The following is a 20,042-nucleotide window of genomic DNA, read 5'->3' as shown; positions in this document are numbered from 1 at the left end:
TCCCTAAGGCCTTCAGGAAACCATTGGTCCCTCTCCGAATTATGCTTGTGCCACAATATTGAGAAATTCCGGCGGCAGCATTACGCTATGTGTCTGGCTGGCTATTTCCGCAACCAGGTCGAGCGTGGCGGGGGAGCTTTGATGCGAGCTGAAAGTAACGGAACGTCGCGGCGGATTCTCTGTGTGTTTCCGCGCTACACCTCGTCGTTCGGGACGTTCGAGCATTCCTATCCCCTGACCGATGGTGTCCGTGCCTTCATGCCGCCGCAGGGGCTGCTGCTGATCTCGGCCTATCTGCCGCAGGATTGGCAGGTCAAATTCGTCGACGAGAACCTGCGTCGCACGACCAGGGAGGAGTTCGAGTGGGCCGAGGTGGTCTTCGTCAGCGGCATGCACATCCAGCGCCAGCAGATGAACGACATCTGCCGCCGCGCTCATGAATTCGATCTGCCGGTCGCGCTCGGCGGTCCCTCCGTCAGCGCCTGTCCCGACTATTATCCGTCCTTCGACTATCTCCATGTCGGCGAGCTCGGCGATGCCACCAACCAGCTGATCGAGATCCTGTCGCGCGACACCACGCGTCCTGAGGAACAGGTGGTGCTCACCACCAAGGACCGCGTGCCGATGACGGAGTTTCCGATCCCGGCCTACGAGCTTGCCGACGTGAAGAAATACATGCTCGGCAGCATCCAGTATTCCAGCGGCTGTCCCTATCAGTGCGAGTTCTGCGACATCCCCGGCCTCTACGGCCGCAATCCACGCCTCAAAGCGCCGGAGCAGATCATCGCCGAGCTCGACCGCCTGCGCGAATGCGGCATGACGGACACGGTCTATTTCGTCGACGACAATTTCATCGGCAACCGCAAGGCGGCGCTGGATCTGCTGCCGCATCTGATCGAATGGCAGAAGCGGACCGGCTACGTGGTGCGGCTCGCCTGCGAGGCGACGCTCAACATCGCCAAGCGGCCCGAGATCCTCGAGAAGATGCGCGAGGCCTATTTCATCACCATCTTCTGCGGAATCGAGACGCCCGATCCCGACGCGCTGAAGGCGATGCAGAAGGACCACAACATGATGGTCCCGATCCTGGAGGGCGTGCGCACCATCAACTCCTACGGCATGGAGGTCGTCTCCGGCATCATCATGGGACTCGACACCGACAAGCCGAATACGTCTGAGGCGCTGCTCGGCTTCGTCGAGGAGTCCCGGATTCCGCTGCTCACGATCAACCTGCTTCAGGCGCTGCCGAAGACGCCGCTGTGGGACCGGCTGGAGCGCGAGGGGCGCCTGGTCGAAGACGACGGCCGCGATTCCAACGTCGACTTCCTGCTGCCCTATGACGAGGTCGTCGCGTCCTGGAAGCACGCGATGGCGGTCGCATATGCGCCCGAGAAGGTCTACGCGCGCTTCCAGTATCAATGCGACCACGTTTATGTTCACCGCCTCAAGGTGCCGACCCCGGACGAGATGAAGACCTGGGCCAACATCAGGCGTGGCCTCGTCATGCTGCGCAACATCTTCTGGAAGGTCGGCGTGCTCGGTGACTACAAGCGCGTGTTCTGGAAGTTCGCGCTGGGGCGCCTCAAGCGCGGCGATGTCGAAGGCCTGATCGGATGCACCCTGATCGCGCACCATCTCATCACCTTTGCGCGCGCGGCCTCCAGCGGCAGGCAGAACGCCTCGAATTACTCGATCCGGCTGCGCGAGGCCGCCGTTCCCGCCGAATGATGCGACATGTCTGATCCGGCCCTGCCGCGCCGTCCGACCCTCGATCTGCGGGCGTTCACGCCCGCGCGCGTGGCGCTCGGGCGCAGCGGCGCTAGCGTGCCGACCAAGGCGCTGCTCGATTTCACGCTCGATCATGCCCGCGCCCGCGATGCCGTGCATGCCGCCTTCGATGCAGCGCGTATGGTCGCCGATCTCGGCGCGCTGGGGCTTGCCGTCACCGAGGTGAGGAGCCAGGCGGTCGACCGCAGGGACTATCTGCGGCGGCCGGATCTGGGACGGCGGCTCGACCCTGGCTCGGCCGAGGTTTTGGCGCGAGCGGCCTCGGCGCCGTGCCGGCTTGCGCTCGTGATTGGCGACGGCCTGTCCGCGGCGGCGGTCCACGCCCATGCGGTGGCCCTGGTGAGGCGCCTGCTGCCGCTGCTCGCGGAAGGGGACGACGTCGCGGTCGGCCATGTCGTCGTCGCGTCAGGCGCGCGCGTCGCGCTCGGCGACGAGATCGGCGCCATTCTCGGTGCGCGCATGGCCTTGATGCTGATCGGCGAGCGGCCGGGCCTGTCGGCGCCCGATAGCCTCGGCGCTTATCTGACCTTTGCGCCGAAGCCCGGCCGCACCGACGCCGAGCGAAATTGCGTGTCCAATATCCATCACGCCGGGTTGAGCTACGACGAGGGCGCCTTCAAGATCGCCTGGCTGGTCCGCGAGGGGCTGGCCCGGCAGGTCAGCGGCGTGGCGCTGAAGGACGAGAGCGCGGACCGCGCGCCGCGTCGAATTGGCACGGCATTGCCCGAATGACGGGCATCCCCGGCCCAGATCGCCACTTCTTGATCGATTCGGCCACACTTCGCCTGCTTGCGAAAAGACCGGTTCACCTGCTAAACCCCTCGCGGCGATTTTCCGCGCATTTTCAAAGGGCAAGCCTCCCATTGGTATGGCGTTTTCAAGCCGTTCGCGGGGCGCAATAAGCTCTCAGCCCGAGCCGATTTAGGAACTGGATAAGGCATGCTCGAAAAGCACAGCGAGAATGAGGTTCATGTCGACAAGGTCGAGCAGGGACCTACGTCCTCGATCGCCTTCGGGCTGGAGCGCATCGGGCTGATCGCCGTCCGGGCGCCGATCGTCTCCTGCATCGTCCTGCTCGTCCTGATCGTCGGAGCCGTGTTCGGCATCCACCGGATCAAGATCGACGATTCGCTGTCGCAGCTGTTTCGCTCCGACAGTCGCGAATTCCATCAATATGAAGAGGTCACGAAGAAGTTCCCGGCCGAGGAATTCGACGTCCTCGTCGTGGTCGAGGGCAAGAACCTGCTGGCCCGGAACAATCTGGAGAAGCTGCGCGACTTCGTCACCGACCTGCAACTGGTCGAAGGCACGCGCGGGTTGGTCTCGCTCTTCTCGGCACGCCAGGCGCCGGCACCGGGCAAGCTGCCGGCGGCGCTGTTTCCGGCCGAACTGCCCGAGGGCGCCGACTACGACAAGTTCATCGAGACCGTCAAAAACAACGAGATCATCCGCGGCAAGCTGTTGTCGGAAGACGGCACGCTGGCGCTGATCGTGCTGTCGCTCGATCCGGAGGTGGTGGCGTCCAGCAAGCTGACCAAGACCGTGGGCGACATCCGCGCCCTGATGAAGGAGGATCTCAGCGACACCGGTCTCAACGTGCAGCTCTCGGGCGTGCCGGTCATGCAGCTTGAGATCCGCAATGCCGTCGAACGCGACGGGCTGACCTACAACATCCTCGGCATTCTCGCCGGCTGCATCATCGCCATCATCTTCTTCCGCAAGATCTCGTTCATGGTCGCCGCGGCGTTTCCGCCGATGATCGCGATCCTGTTGGCGCTCGGCGCGCTCGGCTGGGCCAATTTCAATCTCAACATGTTCCTGAACGTGATGACGCCGCTCATCATGGTCATCAGCTTCTCGGACTCGATGCAGCTCACCTTCGCCGCGCGCGACCGGCTGATCGCGGGCCAGGACAAGTTCACCGCGTTCAAGAACGCGGTGCTGGTGGTGGGCCCGGCCTGCGTGCTGACGCACGGCACCGCCGGCATTTCCTTCATCGCGCTGCAGTTCTCCAACTCGGACCTGATCCGCAAGTTCGGTGAGGCGGGCCTCGCCGCCACCATCATCGCGCTGGTCGCGGTGCTGTCGCTGGTGCCGGTGTTCGGCGTGCTGCTCGTGCGCAACGAGAAGACGTTCGCGGTCAAGTTCCAGAGCGCGGATGCCGGCGTCCAGGCGCTGCGTAATTTCTGCTATTGGATCGCGGTGCGGATGGTGGGCCGGCCCGGCCTGTTCAGCCTGATCGCAGTGCTGTTCGTCGGCGGCCTCGGCGTCATCTACGCCAATCTGGAGCCGCGCTACCGGCTTGCCGACCAGGTGCCGGACAAGCGTCAGGCGGTCGCAGCCAGCAACCGGCTCGACGCCAAGCTCACCGGCGCCAACCCGGTCAATGTACTGATCCAGTTCCCCAAGGGTGAATCGCTCTATTCGCCGGAGACGCTGCAGACCATCGCGGACGTGCATGCGACCGTGGAGAAGGCGGCCGGTGTCGGCAATGTCTGGTCGGTCGAGACCCTGCGCCGCTGGCTTGCGGAAAAGGCCGGCAGCGCCGACGTCGCGACGCTGAAGGAATATGTCAGCGTCATTCCCGAGCATCTGGTGCGGCGCTTCATTGACGCCGAGCAGGACGCGGTCGTGGTCGCCGGCCGCGTGCCGGACAAGGATTCCAGCCAGCTCCTGCCGATCGTCGACAAGCTCGATGCCGAGCTCGACGCCGTCCGCAAGAAGCATCCGGGCTACGAGGTCGCGGTGACGGGCCTTGCCGCGATCGCGGCGCGCAACTCGGCCAGCATGATCGAGAAGCTGAACCGCGGGCTCACCGTCGAATTCGCGCTGGTCGCGATCTTCATCGGCCTCGCCTTCCGCTCCTGGGTGGTGATGTTCGCCTGCATCCTGCCGGGCATCTTCCCGGTGGTGATGTCGGGAACGGTGCTGTGGGCGATGGGCGAGGGCCTGCAATTCGCCAGCGTCGTCGCGCTTACGGTCTCGTTCGGTCTCGGCCTCAGCGCCACCATCCACTTCCTCAACCGCCTCCGGCTCGAGAGCAAGCCGGGCGTCGGCTCGGCGCTCGCGGTGGAGCGGGCGACCGTGCTGGTCGGCCCGGCGCTGATCCTGACCACGGTGGTGCTGGCCTGCGGCCTCGTCGTCACCGTGTTCTCCGACCTGCCGTCGCTGCGGCTGTTCGGCTGGCTCAGCGCCTTCTCGATGGTGATGGCACTGGTCGCCGACCTCTTCATCCTGCGGCCGACCGCGATGTGGCTGATCAACCTGCACGCCAAGCTGCAGGGGACCGACAAGCCGGCAATCTGAGCGGCGAGGCAGCTAAGGCTGCCCTGCCTCACGCCTCGATCCGGACGATCCCGTACGGATTGAACTTGAAGTCGTCCTCGGCGTAGTCCTGCTCGTGCGAGAGCGTGAGCTTGCGCTCGCGCAGCGTCGCCTCGATGCCGCGCTCGGCCATGGCGTTGGCGATCTCCTCCATCGCCATCACCGCGGACCATTCGTTGCCGCGCGGTTTCGCGACGTAAACCTCCGGCAGGCCGACGAGGTGATAGCCGACGGTCTCGTAATAGCTGTTACCGGCGAGCGGGCGCTTGGCGAAGGCAAGGCGGCAGGCCTTGGTGACGGCGGGGGTCATGCTGAGGCCCTGGCTGGTTATGGCGCCCTTGCGCGCCTGATCCATGAGACCTCGCCACCGCGCGATGCCGTGAGCGACGCCGGCGCTCTCGCCCTTCGCCGCGACGGCGCCCGCGTCGAGCATCTCGTCCACGATCTGCAGGGCCGCGGCCGAAAAGGCGGCCGTCTTCTGCTGAGCCATCGGCGGGCCCAGCACGTAGAGGACTGATTTGTGGTTGGCCACGGCCGCTTGGTCGGATGCGGACCATGCCTTCGGGAAGACGCGGTCCCAGCACACCCCGAACGACCGCTCCATGTGCGGATCGGGCTTTGCTTGCGAATGGGTGCGGTCGATCTCGAAGCCCAAATCGGCGATCGTCTCGGCCACCGCCTTCGGCGGTCGCAGCAGGCTTTCATTCTTTCCAAGGAAGCAGAGCACGTGACGCGGCTTCACGGACGAAGGCTGCATGTTCGCTCCCTGCTGATCATTGGCGAAGGCGCGAGTGGCGACGAAGAGCCCGGCGGCCTTGAGCAGATGTCTGCGTATCGGGTCCATCTCGGCAAGTCCGTTCCGGGTGAGTTCATGCCAGCAAAAAGCCCCCGGCTCGCGAGAACCGGGGGCTAATGAGTCGTCCGTTAAGAAGCCGGATTGATCGAGGCTGGCCGGGCGAGCGTGCGCCATAGCTGGGCCAGGAACAGGCACAAGAGATATCTCAGCCAGGCGAGGATGCGGCGGAAGTTGTGTCCGACGGCTGAGAGGACGACGTTGGCGGCATCGCCGGCGCGGCCTTTGAGGTAGCAGCGCCCGAGGTGGCCTTCCGCCTTCAGGTGTCCGATGATGGGCTCGATGGCGGAGCGGCGGCGCAGCTCGCGCTTGATGACACCGAAAACGCCGCGCTTCTGGCCGGAGATGAAGACGCGACGGGGATTTTGTGCGTCGTGGCCGCGGTATCCCTTGTCGACATAGGCCCGCTCGATCGGACAGCCGGTGAGTGTCTCGGTGCGGTCAATGACGTCCCGCAAGGTGTGACCGTCGTAGGGGTTGTCGGGCAGTGCGCTGGCGTGCAGCACGAACAGGCCACCGGGAGCCCGGCGGTTGTTGGTGACGATGGAGGCCTTCACGCCGAACTCGTAAGGCGCGCTGGCCTTGCCCTTGCCGATGCACTCCACTTCCGGGGCATGGAAGGAATAGAGCTTCCAGCCGCGCTGGCGCTGCTGCTGCGAGCGGATCTGCGTGGCCCGGCCGAGCGGGAGGGCGAACGCCTGCTCCAGTGCTGGCTGGCCTTCGATCTTGCGGCGGATGTCGCGGATGATCCGGCCCAGCCGGCTACGCAGGATACGCAACTGCCGCTGATGCCGCCTGAACTGTTTGGCATGGGCGTAGCGGCCGGCCATCATCGCGGCGGCCTTGGCGATGCGAGCATAGGATTGCCGCAGCCTGACGCCGTGCCTGATCGCCAGGCGGTTGAGCCCCTTGATGGCCGCATGCAGCAGCTTGGCATCGGTCGGAAAGGTGATGGCCTTCGGCTGCACCGTGGTGTCGACCGTAACCCGCTTGAGGTCCTGGCTGCGTAATGCACCGGCCTCGTGCGCTACCCGCAAGCTCTCGGCCAGCAGCAACTCCAGCTTGTCGCCAAGCCGCTTGCGCCAATGGCTCAGGTCCGAGCGCTCGTGCGGGAACGTGTGCTGAAAGAACTCTTCCCCGGTGAAGAACTGGAAGTATGGGTCATGGACCCAGCGCTCGCACACCTCCTCATCGGACAGCCCGTAAATGTGCTTGAGCAACAGCAGACCGATCATGAAGCGCGTCTCGATCCCGGGCCTGCCGTTCTCGCTGTAGAGCGGCGCGATCTCGCCGTCGATCCAGTCCCAATCGACCTTGCCGGCGAGCAGAACCAGCTCGTGCTTCATATTGATGATCTGGTCGAGCCGAGCCCGGAACAGATCGTTCGATCCCGTCGTCTTGTGCTTCTTCGGCCGCATCGTTCCCTCCGATGCAGACAAGGAATCATGCTTCCCGCTTCGAGGGAATCCACGAAAACCAAATCGCAAGGTTCTGACGCCCAAAGCATCAAAACCTTGCAATCTGGAAATGCCCCTTAGCCCAAATCGAGATTCCCGATCAGTGGCTTAGTCCTTCTTCACGGACGACTAATGATTCCATTCAAGCTGAACGAAATCAGCCCTTCGTCATCGTGATGTTGACGCCGCGGATCTCGCCCTTGGAGCTGATCTGCACCGTCTGCTTGGTGCCGTTGGTGCGCAGCGACAGATTTGCGGCAAAGCCGTTGGCCTCGACGAACACGTCGATCTGGCCACCGCCGGCGGTGCCCTGGAGATTGCCGAAGATGTTGCGGCTGGACTCGCTCCAATTTCCGGAGATGCGCTCGCCCTGGCTCGTCACGTCGCTGGTGAGGTCGAACTTGTAGCTGTCGGAGGCGCAGTGCAGAGCCTGCTTCAAATTGAGGCCGCTGCCGGCGACCTTGTAGTCGGCCTTGCAGCGAATCCGCTCGGTGGAGCCGTCGGACAGCGACACCGTGCCGGTGCCGGTCCACGCGCCGTCGAAACCGGCAAACGGGCCGGACGACTGAGCGTGGCCTGCCGAAACCGAGAAGAGCAGCGCCGCCCCGATGCCGGCCGCTTTGATTGCCAGTCCAGATCGCCCAAAGAATTTCATCTCAAATATCCCGTTTTGGAACGACGCCCGCTTACGCGTGATAACGTCTCGCCACATCGAAAGTTTAGTGCTCCGAGCCAGTGTCAGGTTCAAAGCCCGGCCGCCAGAGATGGCGGCTCACGACGCCTCTCGCCAGACCCGGACCGGTCGATTTGCCCTGTTTCTGCGTGTTTCCGGCGGGAAAGGCGGGGCGGACAGATGCAGCTCTGCAACAGGTATGCAGTAAAACGCAGTGCTTCCGAATTATGACGTAGTATCAATCTCTTACATCTGCCAATGAAGGCGCAGGGAAGACCTGATTTGGTGGGCGTGGCGCCAATTTGGCCGCATTTGCCAGTGCTTGTGCCTTCTCTGAGGCCGCACCTGTCGCGGCGACTTGCCACCAGAACAATCCGTTCCGGTCCTCCGCCCTGTGCAGTCCGGGTCCGGTGCGATTCTGCCGTCAGAATGAAGGAATACAATGCGTAAGCTTCTCGTCGCTCTCACCCTGCTGTCGGCATCCCTTTCGACGGCGGCCTTTGCCCAGGCAGGGCGCGGCACGGACGCCGAGCAGAAGGCCTGCACGCGCGACGTGCAGAAGTTCTGCCGCCCGGTCATCGACCAGGGCGATTTCACCATCCTGGCCTGCCTCAAGGAGAACCGGGCCAAGATCTCGCAGGCCTGCGACCAGGTTCTGAAGACCCACAACCAGTAAGCTCGGCCACTGGCCCACAAAAGGCGGCCTCCGGGCCGCCTTTTCGGGCCCGATCCGCGGAAGGGCAGCCATCGAGAGACAGGATTGGTTTTGCGGCCGTATTCCCCTATATGGGGGCCGCGGCGGATCGCCGGCATGAGCCCGCGCGAGCGAAGAAGCCCTTCCTGTCCAAACGATTGTAAACCAGCCCTCGATGACCTCTGCGAGCGAATTGCGATCCGGTAAAGGTGACCGCGACGAGAATTTTCCCGTCGCGTCCTGGATCATTCATCCGCGTCATCGCGCCCTGATCCTGGCGTATTACAATTTCGTCCGCACCGCCGACGACATTGCCGATCACGCGACCCTGCCGCCCGATCAGAAGCTCGCTTATCTCGACCTGCTCGAGGCGGAACTGCTCGGCAAGGGCGACACCCAGGCTGAGGCCGTCATTTTGCGCCGTGCACTGGCCGAGCGCGGCATGGCGCCGCGCCATGCGCTCGACGTGCTCATCGCCTTCCGCATGGACGTGACCAAGCTTCGCTACGAGAACTGGGACGAGGTCATCCACTATTGCCGTTACTCGGCGATGCCGGTCGGCCGCTTCATGCTCGATGTCCACGGCGAGAGCACCTCGACCTGGGCCGCATCGGATGCGCTCTGTGCAGGCTTGCAGATCAACAATCACCTGCAGGATTGCGGCAAGGATTTTCGCGAGCTCAACCGCGTCTATCTGCCGCGCGATGCACTGGCAGCACACGGTGCTTCGGTCGAGCAGCTCGGGCTTTCGCAGTCGCCGCCGGCGATGCTGGCCTGCCTGCAGGCGCTGGCCGTGCGCAATGAAGTGCTGCTCGACGAGGGCAGGGCGCTCGCTGCGGAGATCCGGGATTTCCGCCTCGGCGTCGACGTCGCGGTGATCCAGGCCTATGCCGACCGTATCGTGCGCCTCTTGAAGGTGCGCGATCCCCTGCGCGAGCGGGTGCACCTGAACAAATTCGAACTGCTCATCTTCAGCCTTGCCGGAATGATCGGCGAGGTCGGCCGCCGCGCAATTGGACGCAAGGCCATTTCCAGACCGGGGACTGCACATGACGCTTGAGGCGACCTCGCCCGGCGCCAATTATGGCTCGACCGCATCCGGCAGCTCGTTCTACGCCGCGATGCGCATCCTGCCGCATGACCAGCGCGAAGCGATGTTCCAGATCTACAGCTTCTGCCGCCAGGTCGACGACATCGCCGATTCCGACGGTCCGCGCACGGAGCGGCTCGCCGCGCTTCAGGAATGGCGCAACGACATCGACGCGCTCTATCAGGGCAATCCGCCGCCGCGGCTGAAGGACTACGTCGGCTCGGTGAAGACCTTCGGCCTCAAGCGCGAGGATTTCCTCGCCATCGTCGACGGCATGGAGATGGACGTCCCGCAGGACATCCGCGCGCCCGACATGGCGACGCTGGATCTGTATTGCGATCGCGTCGCCAGCGCCGTCGGACGGCTGTCGGTGCGGGTGTTCGGCCTGCCCGAGGAAGACGGCATCCAGCTCGCCTATCATCTGGGCCGCGCGCTTCAGCTCACCAATATCCTGCGCGACATCGACGAGGACGCTGGCCTCGGCCGGCTCTATCTGCCGCGCGAGGCGCTGCTGCATGCCGGCATCACCTCCGACGATCCGAACCGCGTGATCGCCGAGCGCGCGCTGCCGAAGGTCTGCCTGCCGCTGACGCAGCGTGCGAAGGCGCATTTCGAGAAGTCGGACGAGATCATGAACCGCAACAAGCGCCGCACGGTGCGCGCGCCGCGGATCATGTCGAAATACTATCATTCCATTCTGGATCTGCTGATTGCGCGCGGCTTCAACGCGCCGCGCCAGCCGGTGCGTGTGTCGAAGGTCACACGTATCCTGATCCTGCTTCGCTACGCTTTCATCTGATGCAAAAGACAGCTCATATCATCGGTGCCGGAATTTCCGGCCTCTCCGCCGCCGTGCGGCTCGCCAATGCCGGCTTCAAGGTCGCCGTGCACGAGGCGACGCAGCAGGCCGGCGGCCGTTGCCGTTCCTATTTCGACGGCGCCACCAATCTCACCATCGACAACGGCAATCATCTGCTGCTGTCGGGCAACAGCCATGCGCGCGCCTATGCGCGTTCGATCGGCAGCGAGGCCGGCCTCGTCGGCCCTGACAGTGCGCAGTTTCCCTTCGTCGACATCAAGACCGGGCAGCGCTGGCAGATCGATCTCGGCAATGGTCGTCTGCCGACCTGGGTGCTCGACGAAGGCCGCCGCGTGCCCGACACCGGCCTCACCGATTATCTGAAGCTGGCGCCGCTGATCTGGGCGTCGGAAGACACATTGGTCGGCAAATCGATTCCTTGCGAAGGCGTGCTCTATCAGCGTCTGGTGCAGCCGCTGCTGCTCGCGGCGCTCAACGTCGATCCGCCCGAGGGCTCGGCCGGGCTTGCCGGCGCCATCGTGCGCGAGACGCTGCTTGCCGGCGGACAGGCCTGCCGTCCCCTCATCGCGCGCGACGGCCTCAGCGCCGTTCTGATCGAGCCGGCCGTGAAGTTCCTGCAGGACCGTGGCCATACCGTTCAACTCGGCCATGAGCTGCGGTCCTTCACGAGCACTGACGGCAAGGCCAGTGCGCTGAATTTCGGCGGCGAGGATGTCGTTCAGATCGGGGAGGGCGATGTCGTCGTGATGGCGGTTCCGCCGCGTGCTGCTGCGAACCTGCTGCCGGGCGTGAAGACGCCGACCGAATATCGCGCCATCGTGAATGCGCATTTCCGGATCACACCGCCGCCGGCTTCGGCGCCCATCCTCGGCGTGATCGGCGGCGTCGTGGAGTGGCTGTTCGCGTTCCCGAACCGGTTCTCGGTGACCATCAGCAACAGCGACCGTCTGGTCGATATGCCGCGTGAGGAACTCGCGCAGACGATCTGGAACGACGTCTGCAAGGCCGGCGGCGTTTCCGGCGAGCTGTCCACTCAATTGCCCCCTTGGCAGATCGTGCGCGAGCGCCGTGCCACATTTGCGGCGACGCCGGCGCAGAATGCCCTGCGTCCGGGGCCGGTCACTGCGCTGAAAAACCTGTTCCTTGCGGGGGATTGGACTGCTACGGGATTGCCTGCAACCATCGAGGGATCGGTCCGGTCCGGTGATCGCGCCGCCGATCTGGTTCTCGCCGCAAAGCGGCCCTGACGGGCAGACGTCCCGGCCAATTTCAATCGACTATCGGAGCAATCGAGCGAGATGGATTCCGTGAACGCGACCAGCCGCGAAGCCCCTCAATCGGGCATCTTGCAATCGGGCATCCTGGAATCGAGCATTGCATCGGCGACGCAGGGCGTCCTCGACTTCCAGCAGGCGGACGGCCATTGGGTGTTCGAGCTCGAGGCCGACTGCACGATTCCGGCCGAATACGTCCTGTTGCGCCACTATCTCGCCGAGCCGGTCGATGCCGTGCTCGAAGCCAAGATCGCCAATTACCTGCGCCGCATTCAGGGCGCCCATGGCGGCTGGCCGCTGGTGCATGACGGCGAGTTCGACATGAGCGCCAGCGTGAAGGCCTATTTCGCGCTGAAGATGATCGGCGATTCCGTCGACGCCCCGCACATGGTGCGCGCGCGCGAGGCGATCCACGCGCGCGGCGGCGCCGTCAACAGCAACGTCTTCACGCGCTTCCTGCTTGCGATGTACGGCGTGGTGAGTTGGCGCGCGGTGCCGGTGCTGCCGATCGAGATCGTGCTGCTGCCGTTCTGGTCGCCGTTCCACCTCAACAAGATCTCATACTGGGCGCGCACCACCATGGTGCCGTTGATGGTGCTCGCAGCGCTGAAGCCGCGCGCGAAGAACCCGAAGGGCGTCGGCATCGACGAGCTCTTCCTGCAGGATCCGCGCTCGATCGGCATGACCGCGAAGGCGCCGCACCAGAGCATGGCCTGGTTCGTGCTGTTTCGCTCGCTCGACGCGATTCTGCGCGTAATCGAGCCGATGTTCCCGAAGGCCTTGCGCAAGCGCGCCATCGATGCGGCGCTCGCCTTCACCGAGGAGCGGCTCAACGGCGAGGACGGCATGGGCGCGATCTACCCGCCCATGGCCAACATCGTCATGATGTACGACGCGCTCGGCAAGGACGAGAACTTCCCGCCGCGCGCGATCACACGCCGGGGCATCGACAAGCTGCTCGTGATCAAAGACGACGAAGCCTATTGCCAGCCCTGCGTCTCGCCGGTGTGGGACACGACGCTGACGGCGCATGCGCTGCTGGAAGCTGGCGGCGACAAGGCGGTGCCGGCGGCCAAGCAGGGCCTCGACTGGCTGATCCCGAAGCAGGAGCTCGAGGTGAAGGGCGACTGGGGGGTGAAGCGGCCCGACGTGCGTCCGGGCGGCTGGGCCTTCCAGTACAACAACGCGCATTACCCCGATCTCGACGACACCGCCGTGGTGGTGATGTCGATGGACCGCATGCGCCGGGAGCACGGTGCGACCGGCTACGACGCCGCGATCGATCGCGGCCGGGAGTGGATCGAGGGCATGCAGAGCGACGATGGCGGCTGGGCTGCCTTCGACGTCAACAATCTCGAATACTATCTCAACAACATCCCGTTCTCGGACCATGGCGCGCTGCTCGACCCGCCGACCGAGGACGTCACGGCGCGCTGCATCTCGATGCTGGCCCAGCTCGGCGAGACCGAGAAGACCAGCAAGCACGTGGCTGACGGGGTCGCCTATTTGCGGAAGACCCAGCACCCCGAGGGCTCCTGGTACGGCCGCTGGGGCATGAACTTCATCTATGGAACCTGGTCGGTGCTCTGCGCCCTCAACATGGCCGGGGTCGACCGCAAGGACCCCATGATTCGGAAGGCCGCCGGCTGGCTGGCCTCGATCCAGAACGAGGACGGCGGCTGGGGCGAGGACGCCGTCAGCTACCGGCTGGACTACCGGGGATGGGAGGCCGCCCCCTCGACCGCCTCGCAAACGGCATGGGCCTTGCTTGCCCTGATGGCGGCAGGCGAGGTTGATCACCCGGCCGTCGCCCGCGGGGTGGAGTACCTGATTGCAACACAGAACAAAAAAGGACTGTGGGACGAGCAGCGGTACACCGCCACAGGCTTCCCCCGCGTGTTCTATCTGCGGTATCATGGTTACCCAAAGTTCTTTCCGTTGTGGGCACTGGCGCGGTATCGGAACTTGCGGAACACCAACAGCAGGGTGGTAGGGGTCGGAATGTGACTTTGGGGACGGGGGACTATTTTACCGTGGGTAATGCCATCGACCCGCGGCCGATACTGATCGTGACCGGACTGGTTCAGGAGGCCCGCATCGCAGCCGGGCCGGGAATGGCCGTTATTTGTTCATCCAGCAGCCCGACCCAGTTGCGGGCGCTGCTGACGGTGGTGGATCCAGAGACGATTCGCGGCGTGATCTCGTTCGGCGTGGCCGGCGGGCTCGACCCGAGCCTGCGCTCCGGCGACGTCGTGCTGGCGACCGAGGTGCTCGACGGCGACACCCGTTGGGCCGCAGGGCTCTCGCTCGGCGACGATTTGATCGACCGCCTGACCTCGGGCCGCCGCCGCGTGGTGCGTGGCAGCCTCGCCGGTGCCGAGGAAGTGGTCACCAAGCGCGCCTGCAAGGCGGCGCTGCATTCCGAGACCGGGGCTTCTGCCGTCGACATGGAAAGCCACATCGCGGCCGCCTACGCCGCTGAAGCCGGGCTGCCCTTTGCCGCGGTTCGCGTCATCAGCGACCCCGCCCACCGCGCGCTGCCGGCGCTCGCCCGTGCCGCGATCAAGCCGAACGGCCAGATCGACCTCGCCGCCGTGCTGCGCGGCATCGTGCGCAATCCGGCGACCCTGCATGCGCTGGTCTCGACAGGCATCGACTTCAACCGCGCGCTGCGGAGCCTGCGGGGCTGCCGGGATTATCTGATCGGCACGGAGCTGATCGAGAGCGAGGTAATGGTGTCGAAGGCGGCCTGAGCGGGGGCTTCCAGCCGAGAATAATGAAAAGGCCCGGTCGAGTGACCGGGCCTTTTGTTTTGCCGTAATCTATGGACCCATAGAGCGCGTATGAAAGAACAGCGAATTTCACTTGTCGGCCCTGGCTATGGCTTTTACGTCGAGTTTCTCGGTCCAGGATTTCGGCTCTGGTGCAATCTGGGAGAGTCGTCGGCAATGGATATGTCCATCGAAGACGTGCGTGCGCTGTTCACTTCGATTGCGCTAGCCTGTGAACGTCAAGAAGCCATCAAGACCAGAATTGGGCGTTTGTCATGGACGACGGATGCCAGACCGAATCCAAAGCATCCGGAGCGTCTCCTTGTGAAGTTCAGCGGACCGCTCGGTTCAGGAAATGTCGGGTTGAACCGTCGGCACGTGCTCTCAGCCTGCACAGAGTTTTCGAGTGTGTTTGGATAAGCATCGACGAGACTGACGGGTTATTCGAGAGTGCCCCGCTTGCATCTCGATGAGTGGGGCGGGTCCTTCGGGAAGGCCGCCCAGCCAATTGCTTCAGGAGAGGCTTGCCAAATGACGCGGACTGGCTGGACCATGCTGATCTCCTTGCTTCATTACTTTGGCGATCACACATCTCTCTCTTTGGATGCGAGGTCTTAAACCGTCGCGCCGAGTTGGCCTTTGGGAGCGCATGACTTGGGAGATGTTTCCCAGGGATGAGCAAACCAGGGTGTTCGTTCAGCAGCGCTTGCTCACGACGATCGTGGTGCACACACTGACTTTGCTACTGCTAACCGCCCTTAGTAGTCTGTGGGGTGAACGGAAACTTTGGGCTGGGCTGCTCATCTATCGCGAGGTCTCCACGCGTGGGACTATTGATTGCCCGGATGCGCGCCTCACCCGACGAGAGGCTCGAAACCATAGCAGAGACGATTAGTAGAAATGTCGGGTTCGCGAAACTCGACACAAGTGGGATGCGCTTCGCTTCGCTCTACCCATCCGGGCTGTGCGCTTCAGCCTTGGCCAGGCACAGATCGCGAAGTTTCGGGGCTTCCCGGGAAAGACTTTGGCGATCGCGAAGACCGCGATTTCGTCCCTCGTATAGAATGCAAACGCTAAGGAGCGTCGCAATACTGACGTTCGACGCACGGACGCCAAATGAGTAATACAACCCGCCGATCAGGCAATCATGGAATTTCTCGGACAAGAGAATCACAGTGAAGATGACATTGCCCTTGGCGTCCGTTCGAGCATTTGAGAGGCACCTTGCGTCATCAGTAATTCGCCCCTTGAGATCATCAATAACGTCCTCCGGGATTCCCATGGTCGTGAAGGCGGCTCTGTCAGTCTTCAAGCGAAGGAATACGTTCGTGCCATGAAAAACTGCGATCGAAGCGCTCGCCAGGCTCCGATCGACCTTCTTTCCGGCGGCTCGCGAGATGTCACCTAGAACCTGTTGAACGAGATAGAGACTGTTCATCGAAAGGTTGCCGACATCAAAGAAATTAAGGGTTGGTTCGCCGTTGGACACCGCGATTTCCAGCCCGGTTGATTTATCTCCCTGCCAAATGAAATGGGGAAAGCTCTGCTCCTCCTGAGCGGCGCAAGGCGATATGCCGCACGCAAGCAATGAAAACGAGATCAGCGCGGCGGCTATTGCTCGCATGACGATATCCCGACCAGTTTGAGCTTGTCGCCGCCTAACTGAGCAAGTCAGGATATGTCCTATTCCCTGCACATGACCGACGGGAAGGGGCTGAGCATTCGATTGAGCGTTAATGACCCCTCCAATTGGCCCCGGCAAGATCGCGAAAAATGCTCTTGCTGCGCTTCGAAAGCGCGACGCCGGCAAGCGCTCCTTAGCAAATTCATAGGCGGCTACTAACATCGGCAAACTCTTGGCTCGTAGGATGGGTTTCGCTGCGGCGAAACCCATCGATTGGTGAGGGTGGGTTTCGCCAAAAGCTCGACCTGTCCAGCTACAGATTCCGGTGCAGGAAGTCCCCGATCTCAACCTTGATCCGTCGGTGGACCGCTGCCCGGTCGACGCCGGGAGCATCCTTGCAGACGGCGGGCGCCTCAGCTTCCAGCGCGGGAGGGCATGGTCCGAAAAATATGAAATGGCCGCCCGGTATGGTCTCTTGCCGCGGCGGACGAGGCAATCCCGCCGCAAGAGCGAGGATATTGCCGTCAGCCTTGAGAGCACTGCTCTCCGCACGATAGAGCAACGTCGGCATTTCCAGCGACGCTAACCCGTCCCGATCGAACAAGGAGCCCCACGGCTCCAACAGCACGAGTGCTTTCACGGCGAGCGCATCCGGCGATCTCCTGCCGACGGCGTTGGCCAGGGAGCCGTCAGTCGGGACGCCGTCGCAGGCCAACGGGTCGTCTGTGCGGTCTCGGCAGTAGGTCGCCAAGTGAGCCAGGCTGGGAGCTGCGCCCGCAACGATCAGTGTGACAGCGCCGCCGTAAGAGAATCCCATCATGCCAAGGCGAGTTGGATCGGCATGCGTCGCGAAGCGGGGATCGGCCAACATGGCATCGAGCGCCTTGTGGATCTGGCGTGGTCGATCTTCGAGCGCCTCGCGAGGACGCTTGGATCCCGGGTGAAACGGCGCGACCACGACAAAACCTTCTCGCGCCAACGACGTCAAAAGATCGGCATAGGGCAGGGGAGTGCCTCCCGCTTTGATCGTTCCTCCTCCGCCGTGCGAAAAAAGCACGATCGGAAAACGTGCTCCGGCCGCTATCGGCGCGTCACGACCAGCGGCAACAATGTGGGGGCCATCCTGAAAGGGAGGTTCGGCCACGTCGGTCGGATACGCAACCAATGCGTCAAAGGGGATAGTGTCCTGCACCGTGATGCGCGTGACGCCTGCGTGAAATGGCTGAGCATCGGATTTCGCGGATGGGCCTGCGACCAGCAGTGCCAGCATGAGAAACAAGACGCGCAAGGCCAGGACTCCAGGATTGAAACCTGCTGCGATCTTAGATGGGAGGATAGGTAGAGCGAAGCGAAACCTATCGATTGATGTCGGGGGATGTTTTTTCGAGTTGCTGACGGAATCCGGGAGGGCCGCAGGGCACGCGCGATGGATGCTGGGTTCGTGCTGCGCGTGGAATGGCGGCGAGTGGCGCGGCAAGCGGCGGGTCGAAATGACCCGTCGGGCAAAACACCCCAGCACCCGTCAATCCCTTCCCGTAAAAGTATTCCACTTTCCAGAATTTCGGATTTGTTGCATCTAGCGGTCATCCCGGCCCTCCCAGAGGGGCGCTTCGCGATCGTCACGAGATGCGGGCCGGGGTGCGGTGGACGCGGTAGCGCCGGCGCGGAAGGCGATGACAGGGGCGGGAGACCGTTGAGTCATGCGCGACGCGGTACGACACGGCGCGGTCACAGCGGTCTTGTTGATGGTCGGGGGCACGCACATGGAGCCCCGGATACTGAGGCAGGGCCGTCCGCGGACGGAGAAGTCGTGTGGTCCTGACGCCCGGGGTTCTGGCGTCAAGGCTTGCGGTGATGTGGCGGCCAACCGGTGCGCACATCGATCAGCTGCAAGGTGACGGGGGCAATAGTGCAACGCTCCCCGGGGAGAGCACGAAGGACACCGTTAAAACCATCCGCGCAGGGAAGGCCGGGCGACCGGCAACACCTGTAGTCCACCCCGTGTGCGTTTTCCATGCACGCGGACCGCGGGTGCCGCCGGCGCCCGGCCTTCCCTGCGCCCTCTGGTCCAGTTGAGGGCGGCGACGATCAGCAAAACTCGGGCGAAAGAAGCCGCGGGAATGCGAAGGTGTGTCTGCGATGGAGAGCGCGAACGGCAAGAGCAAGCTGCTGCCGCACACTCCGTCATTGCGAGCGCAGCGAAGCAATCCAGGCTGTCTCCGCGGAAAGATTCTGGATTGCTTCGCTGCGCTCGCAATGACGGCGAGGGAGAATGACTCGATCTCCTCTCGTGCCCCGGACGCAGCGCAGCGTCCCTTCGACGATGCGCTGCAGAGCCGGGGCCCATGCATCGACACGGCACGCGGCTGCTGGGTCCCGGCTCTGCGCAGCAGCGCAAAGAGCGCTGCAGTGCGTCCGGGACACGGACCGCCGGCACAACGACCCACAAAAGAGAAGGCCCGGTCGCGATCGCGGCCGGGCCTTCGTGGTGAGAGTTGATTGTCCCGCTTACGCCGCGGTCGAAGCCTTCTGCGCCGCCTTGGCCTGTGCAGCGTCGGCCTCGTCCTTGCGGATCTCCGACAGGCGCTTCTGCACTTCCGCCGAGAAGATGTACTGCGCCGGGCGCTGCTTGCTCATGTCGATCTCCGGCGCCATCGGACCGGAGGTCCTGATGCCGCGCAGCGACACCCACATCGCCTTCAGCGGGTTGTTGAGGGCTGCGGTGGCCGCCGTCGGCTCGTAGCCGCAATGGGCCATACAGTCGGCGCACTTCTCGTACTTGCCGGTGCCGTAGGTTTCCCAGTCGGTGGTGTCCATCAGCTCCTTGAAGGTTTTTGCGTAGCCTTCACCGAGCAGATAGCAGGGCTTCTGCCAGCCGAAGATGTTGCGCGCGGGCATGCCCCACGGCGTGCACTCGTATTCCTGGTTGCCGGCGAGGAAGTCCAGGAACAGGCCGGAATGCATGAAGTTCCACTTCTTGCCCTTGCCCATCGCAAAGACGTCGCGGAACAGCTTCTTGGTCTTGGTGCGGTTGAGGAAGTGCTCCTGGTCCGGCGCGCGCTCATAGGCGTAGCCCGGCGACATCGAGACGCCGACACCGAGCTCGACGGTGAGGTCGAGGAACTTCGCGATCTCCTCGGCCGGATGGCCGTCGAAGATGGTGGCGTTGACGTTGACGGTGAAGCCGCGCGCCTTGGCGGCCTTGATCGCGGACACGGCGCGGTCGAACACGCCCTTCTGCGACACCGCCTTGTCGTGGTGGTCCTTCAGGCCGTCGAGATGCACGGAGAAGAACAGGTAAGGGGAGGGCTCGAACAGGTCGAGCTTCTTCTCAAGCAGCAGCGCGTTGGTGCAGAGCGAGACGAACTTCTTGCGCTCAACGAGGCCGCGCACGATCTCGCCGATCTCCTTGTGGATCAGCGGCTCGCCGCCGGGAATGGCGACCATCGGCGCGCCGCACTCGTCGGCCGCGTCCCAGCACTCCTGCGCGGTCATGCGGCGGTTGAGGATCGCATCCGGATAATCGATCTTGCCGCAGCCGACGCAGGCGAGGTTGCAGCGGAACAGCGGCTCCAGCATCAGCACGAGCGGATAGCGTTTGCGGCCAAGCATTTTCTGCTTGAGCAGATAGCCGCCGATACGCATTTCCTTGAAGAAGGGGATAGCCATTACAA

Annotated in this window: 15 protein-coding genes; 9 read left to right on the top strand and 6 right to left on the bottom strand. The window is 63.6% G+C overall.

From position 1 onward, the window contains the following. The first annotated feature begins 141 nt into the window (after nt 1-141). From CIT37_RS28045 to CIT37_RS28035, 3 genes are all read left to right on the top strand, one after another. Complete coding sequence (locus CIT37_RS28045; RefSeq protein WP_028143224.1) at nt 142-1,728, top strand: B12-binding domain-containing radical SAM protein; 1,587 nt, start codon at nt 142-144, stop codon at nt 1,726-1,728. Between the two features lie 6 nt (nt 1,729-1,734). Then, nucleotides 1,735-2,520: an ethanolamine ammonia-lyase subunit EutC gene (gene eutC / locus CIT37_RS28040; protein WP_095424914.1), complete on the top strand. Its 786-nt coding sequence runs from the start codon at nt 1,735-1,737 to the stop codon at nt 2,518-2,520. Nucleotides 2,521-2,727: 207 nt separating this feature from the next. Beyond that, nucleotides 2,728-5,094, top strand: a complete 2,367-nt coding sequence (locus CIT37_RS28035) for an efflux RND transporter permease subunit (protein WP_028143222.1) — start codon at nt 2,728-2,730, stop codon at nt 5,092-5,094. Nucleotides 5,095-5,122: 28 nt separating this feature from the next. Here the strand turns inward: CIT37_RS28035 and CIT37_RS28030 are convergent, their stop codons facing one another. The 3 genes from CIT37_RS28030 to CIT37_RS28020 all read right to left on the bottom strand — a co-directional run bounded on the left by CIT37_RS28030 (nt 5,123) and on the right by CIT37_RS28020 (nt 8,077). Further along, a complete protein-coding gene (locus CIT37_RS28030; protein ID WP_244611287.1) occupies nt 5,123-6,082 on the bottom strand; it encodes a hypothetical protein in 960 nt (319 codons plus the stop codon). Next, nucleotides 6,037-7,383 carry an IS5-like element ISBj5_B family transposase gene (locus CIT37_RS28025; protein ID WP_011084757.1) on the bottom strand — a complete coding sequence of 449 codons (1,347 nt, stop codon included), beginning with the start codon at nt 7,381-7,383 and terminating at the stop codon, nt 6,037-6,039. The genes CIT37_RS28030 and CIT37_RS28025 overlap by 46 nt, the downstream gene beginning before the upstream one ends. A gap of 196 nt (nt 7,384-7,579) precedes the next feature. Beyond that, complete coding sequence (locus tag CIT37_RS28020) at nt 7,580-8,077, bottom strand: hypothetical protein (protein WP_028143220.1); 498 nt, start codon at nt 8,075-8,077, stop codon at nt 7,580-7,582. Nucleotides 8,078-8,537: 460 nt separating this feature from the next. Here CIT37_RS28020 and CIT37_RS28015 point away from each other — a divergent pair, with 460 nt between their 5' ends. The 6 genes from CIT37_RS28015 to CIT37_RS27990 all read left to right on the top strand — a co-directional run bounded on the left by CIT37_RS28015 (nt 8,538) and on the right by CIT37_RS27990 (nt 14,726). Next, nucleotides 8,538-8,771, top strand: coding sequence for a hypothetical protein (locus CIT37_RS28015; protein WP_028143219.1), 234 nt, complete (start codon nt 8,538-8,540; stop codon nt 8,769-8,771). A 193-nt stretch (nt 8,772-8,964) separates the two neighbouring features. Beyond that, nucleotides 8,965-9,849, top strand: coding sequence for a squalene synthase HpnC (hpnC, locus tag CIT37_RS28010; RefSeq protein ID WP_095424639.1), 885 nt, complete (start codon nt 8,965-8,967; stop codon nt 9,847-9,849). Further along, complete coding sequence (gene hpnD / locus CIT37_RS28005; RefSeq protein WP_028143217.1) at nt 9,839-10,678, top strand: presqualene diphosphate synthase HpnD; 840 nt, start codon at nt 9,839-9,841, stop codon at nt 10,676-10,678. The genes hpnC and hpnD overlap by 11 nt, the downstream gene beginning before the upstream one ends. Next, complete coding sequence (gene hpnE / locus CIT37_RS28000) at nt 10,678-11,946, top strand: hydroxysqualene dehydroxylase HpnE (protein WP_095424638.1); 1,269 nt, start codon at nt 10,678-10,680, stop codon at nt 11,944-11,946. Before hpnD ends, hpnE begins: the two co-directional genes overlap by 1 nt. Nucleotides 11,947-11,997: 51 nt before the next feature. Further along, nucleotides 11,998-13,980: a squalene--hopene cyclase gene (gene shc, locus CIT37_RS27995; RefSeq protein WP_095424637.1), complete on the top strand. Its 1,983-nt coding sequence runs from the start codon at nt 11,998-12,000 to the stop codon at nt 13,978-13,980. Beyond that, the gene (locus CIT37_RS27990; RefSeq protein WP_161966488.1) at nt 13,977-14,726 is read left to right on the top strand and encodes a phosphorylase; all 750 of its coding nucleotides are present in this window, start codon (nt 13,977-13,979) and stop codon (nt 14,724-14,726) included. The genes shc and CIT37_RS27990 overlap by 4 nt, the downstream gene beginning before the upstream one ends. 967 nt (nt 14,727-15,693) lie before the next feature. On the opposite strand, the gene CIT37_RS27985 is transcribed toward CIT37_RS27990, so the two are convergent. From CIT37_RS27985 to hpnH, 3 genes are all read right to left on the bottom strand, one after another. Then, complete coding sequence (locus tag CIT37_RS27985) at nt 15,694-16,590, bottom strand: hypothetical protein (RefSeq protein WP_152036360.1); 897 nt, start codon at nt 16,588-16,590, stop codon at nt 15,694-15,696. 91 nt (nt 16,591-16,681) lie between these two features. After that, nucleotides 16,682-17,656, bottom strand: a complete 975-nt coding sequence (locus CIT37_RS27980) for an alpha/beta hydrolase family protein (protein WP_095424633.1) — start codon at nt 17,654-17,656, stop codon at nt 16,682-16,684. A 1,220-nt stretch (nt 17,657-18,876) separates the two neighbouring features. Next, nucleotides 18,877-20,037: an adenosyl-hopene transferase HpnH gene (gene hpnH / locus CIT37_RS27975; RefSeq protein ID WP_095424632.1), complete on the bottom strand. Its 1,161-nt coding sequence runs from the start codon at nt 20,035-20,037 to the stop codon at nt 18,877-18,879. Nucleotides 20,038-20,042 lie beyond the last annotated feature (5 nt).

This window comes from Bradyrhizobium ottawaense (genome assembly GCF_002278135.3).
Taxonomy (GTDB): Bacteria; Pseudomonadota; Alphaproteobacteria; order Rhizobiales; family Xanthobacteraceae; genus Bradyrhizobium; species Bradyrhizobium ottawaense.
Note: the sequence above shows the minus strand (reverse complement) of the source record. Positions and strands in the feature narration are given on the sequence as shown.

What these genes read in the sequence shown, in the direction of transcription:
- CIT37_RS27985 (WP_152036360.1), bottom strand. Translation starts at nt 16,590, where the DNA reads ATGTTAGTAGCCGCCTATGAATTTGCTAAGGAGCGCTTGCCGGCGTCG.
- hpnH (WP_095424632.1), bottom strand. Translation starts at nt 20,037, where the DNA reads ATGGCTATCCCCTTCTTCAAGGAAATGCGTATCGGCGGCTATCTGCTC.
- hpnE (WP_095424638.1), top strand. Translation starts at nt 10,678, where the DNA reads ATGCAAAAGACAGCTCATATCATCGGTGCCGGAATTTCCGGCCTCTCC.
- CIT37_RS28045 (WP_028143224.1), top strand. Translation starts at nt 142, where the DNA reads ATGCGAGCTGAAAGTAACGGAACGTCGCGGCGGATTCTCTGTGTGTTT.
- CIT37_RS28030 (WP_244611287.1), bottom strand. Translation starts at nt 6,082, where the DNA reads ATGGCGCACGCTCGCCCGGCCAGCCTCGATCAATCCGGCTTCTTAACG.
- eutC (WP_095424914.1), top strand. Translation starts at nt 1,735, where the DNA reads ATGTCTGATCCGGCCCTGCCGCGCCGTCCGACCCTCGATCTGCGGGCG.
- hpnD (WP_028143217.1), top strand. Translation starts at nt 9,839, where the DNA reads ATGACGCTTGAGGCGACCTCGCCCGGCGCCAATTATGGCTCGACCGCA.
- CIT37_RS28020 (WP_028143220.1), bottom strand. Translation starts at nt 8,077, where the DNA reads ATGAAATTCTTTGGGCGATCTGGACTGGCAATCAAAGCGGCCGGCATC.
- hpnC (WP_095424639.1), top strand. Translation starts at nt 8,965, where the DNA reads ATGACCTCTGCGAGCGAATTGCGATCCGGTAAAGGTGACCGCGACGAG.
- CIT37_RS28035 (WP_028143222.1), top strand. Translation starts at nt 2,728, where the DNA reads ATGCTCGAAAAGCACAGCGAGAATGAGGTTCATGTCGACAAGGTCGAG.
- CIT37_RS28025 (WP_011084757.1), bottom strand. Translation starts at nt 7,383, where the DNA reads ATGCGGCCGAAGAAGCACAAGACGACGGGATCGAACGATCTGTTCCGG.
- shc (WP_095424637.1), top strand. Translation starts at nt 11,998, where the DNA reads ATGGATTCCGTGAACGCGACCAGCCGCGAAGCCCCTCAATCGGGCATC.
- CIT37_RS28015 (WP_028143219.1), top strand. Translation starts at nt 8,538, where the DNA reads ATGCGTAAGCTTCTCGTCGCTCTCACCCTGCTGTCGGCATCCCTTTCG.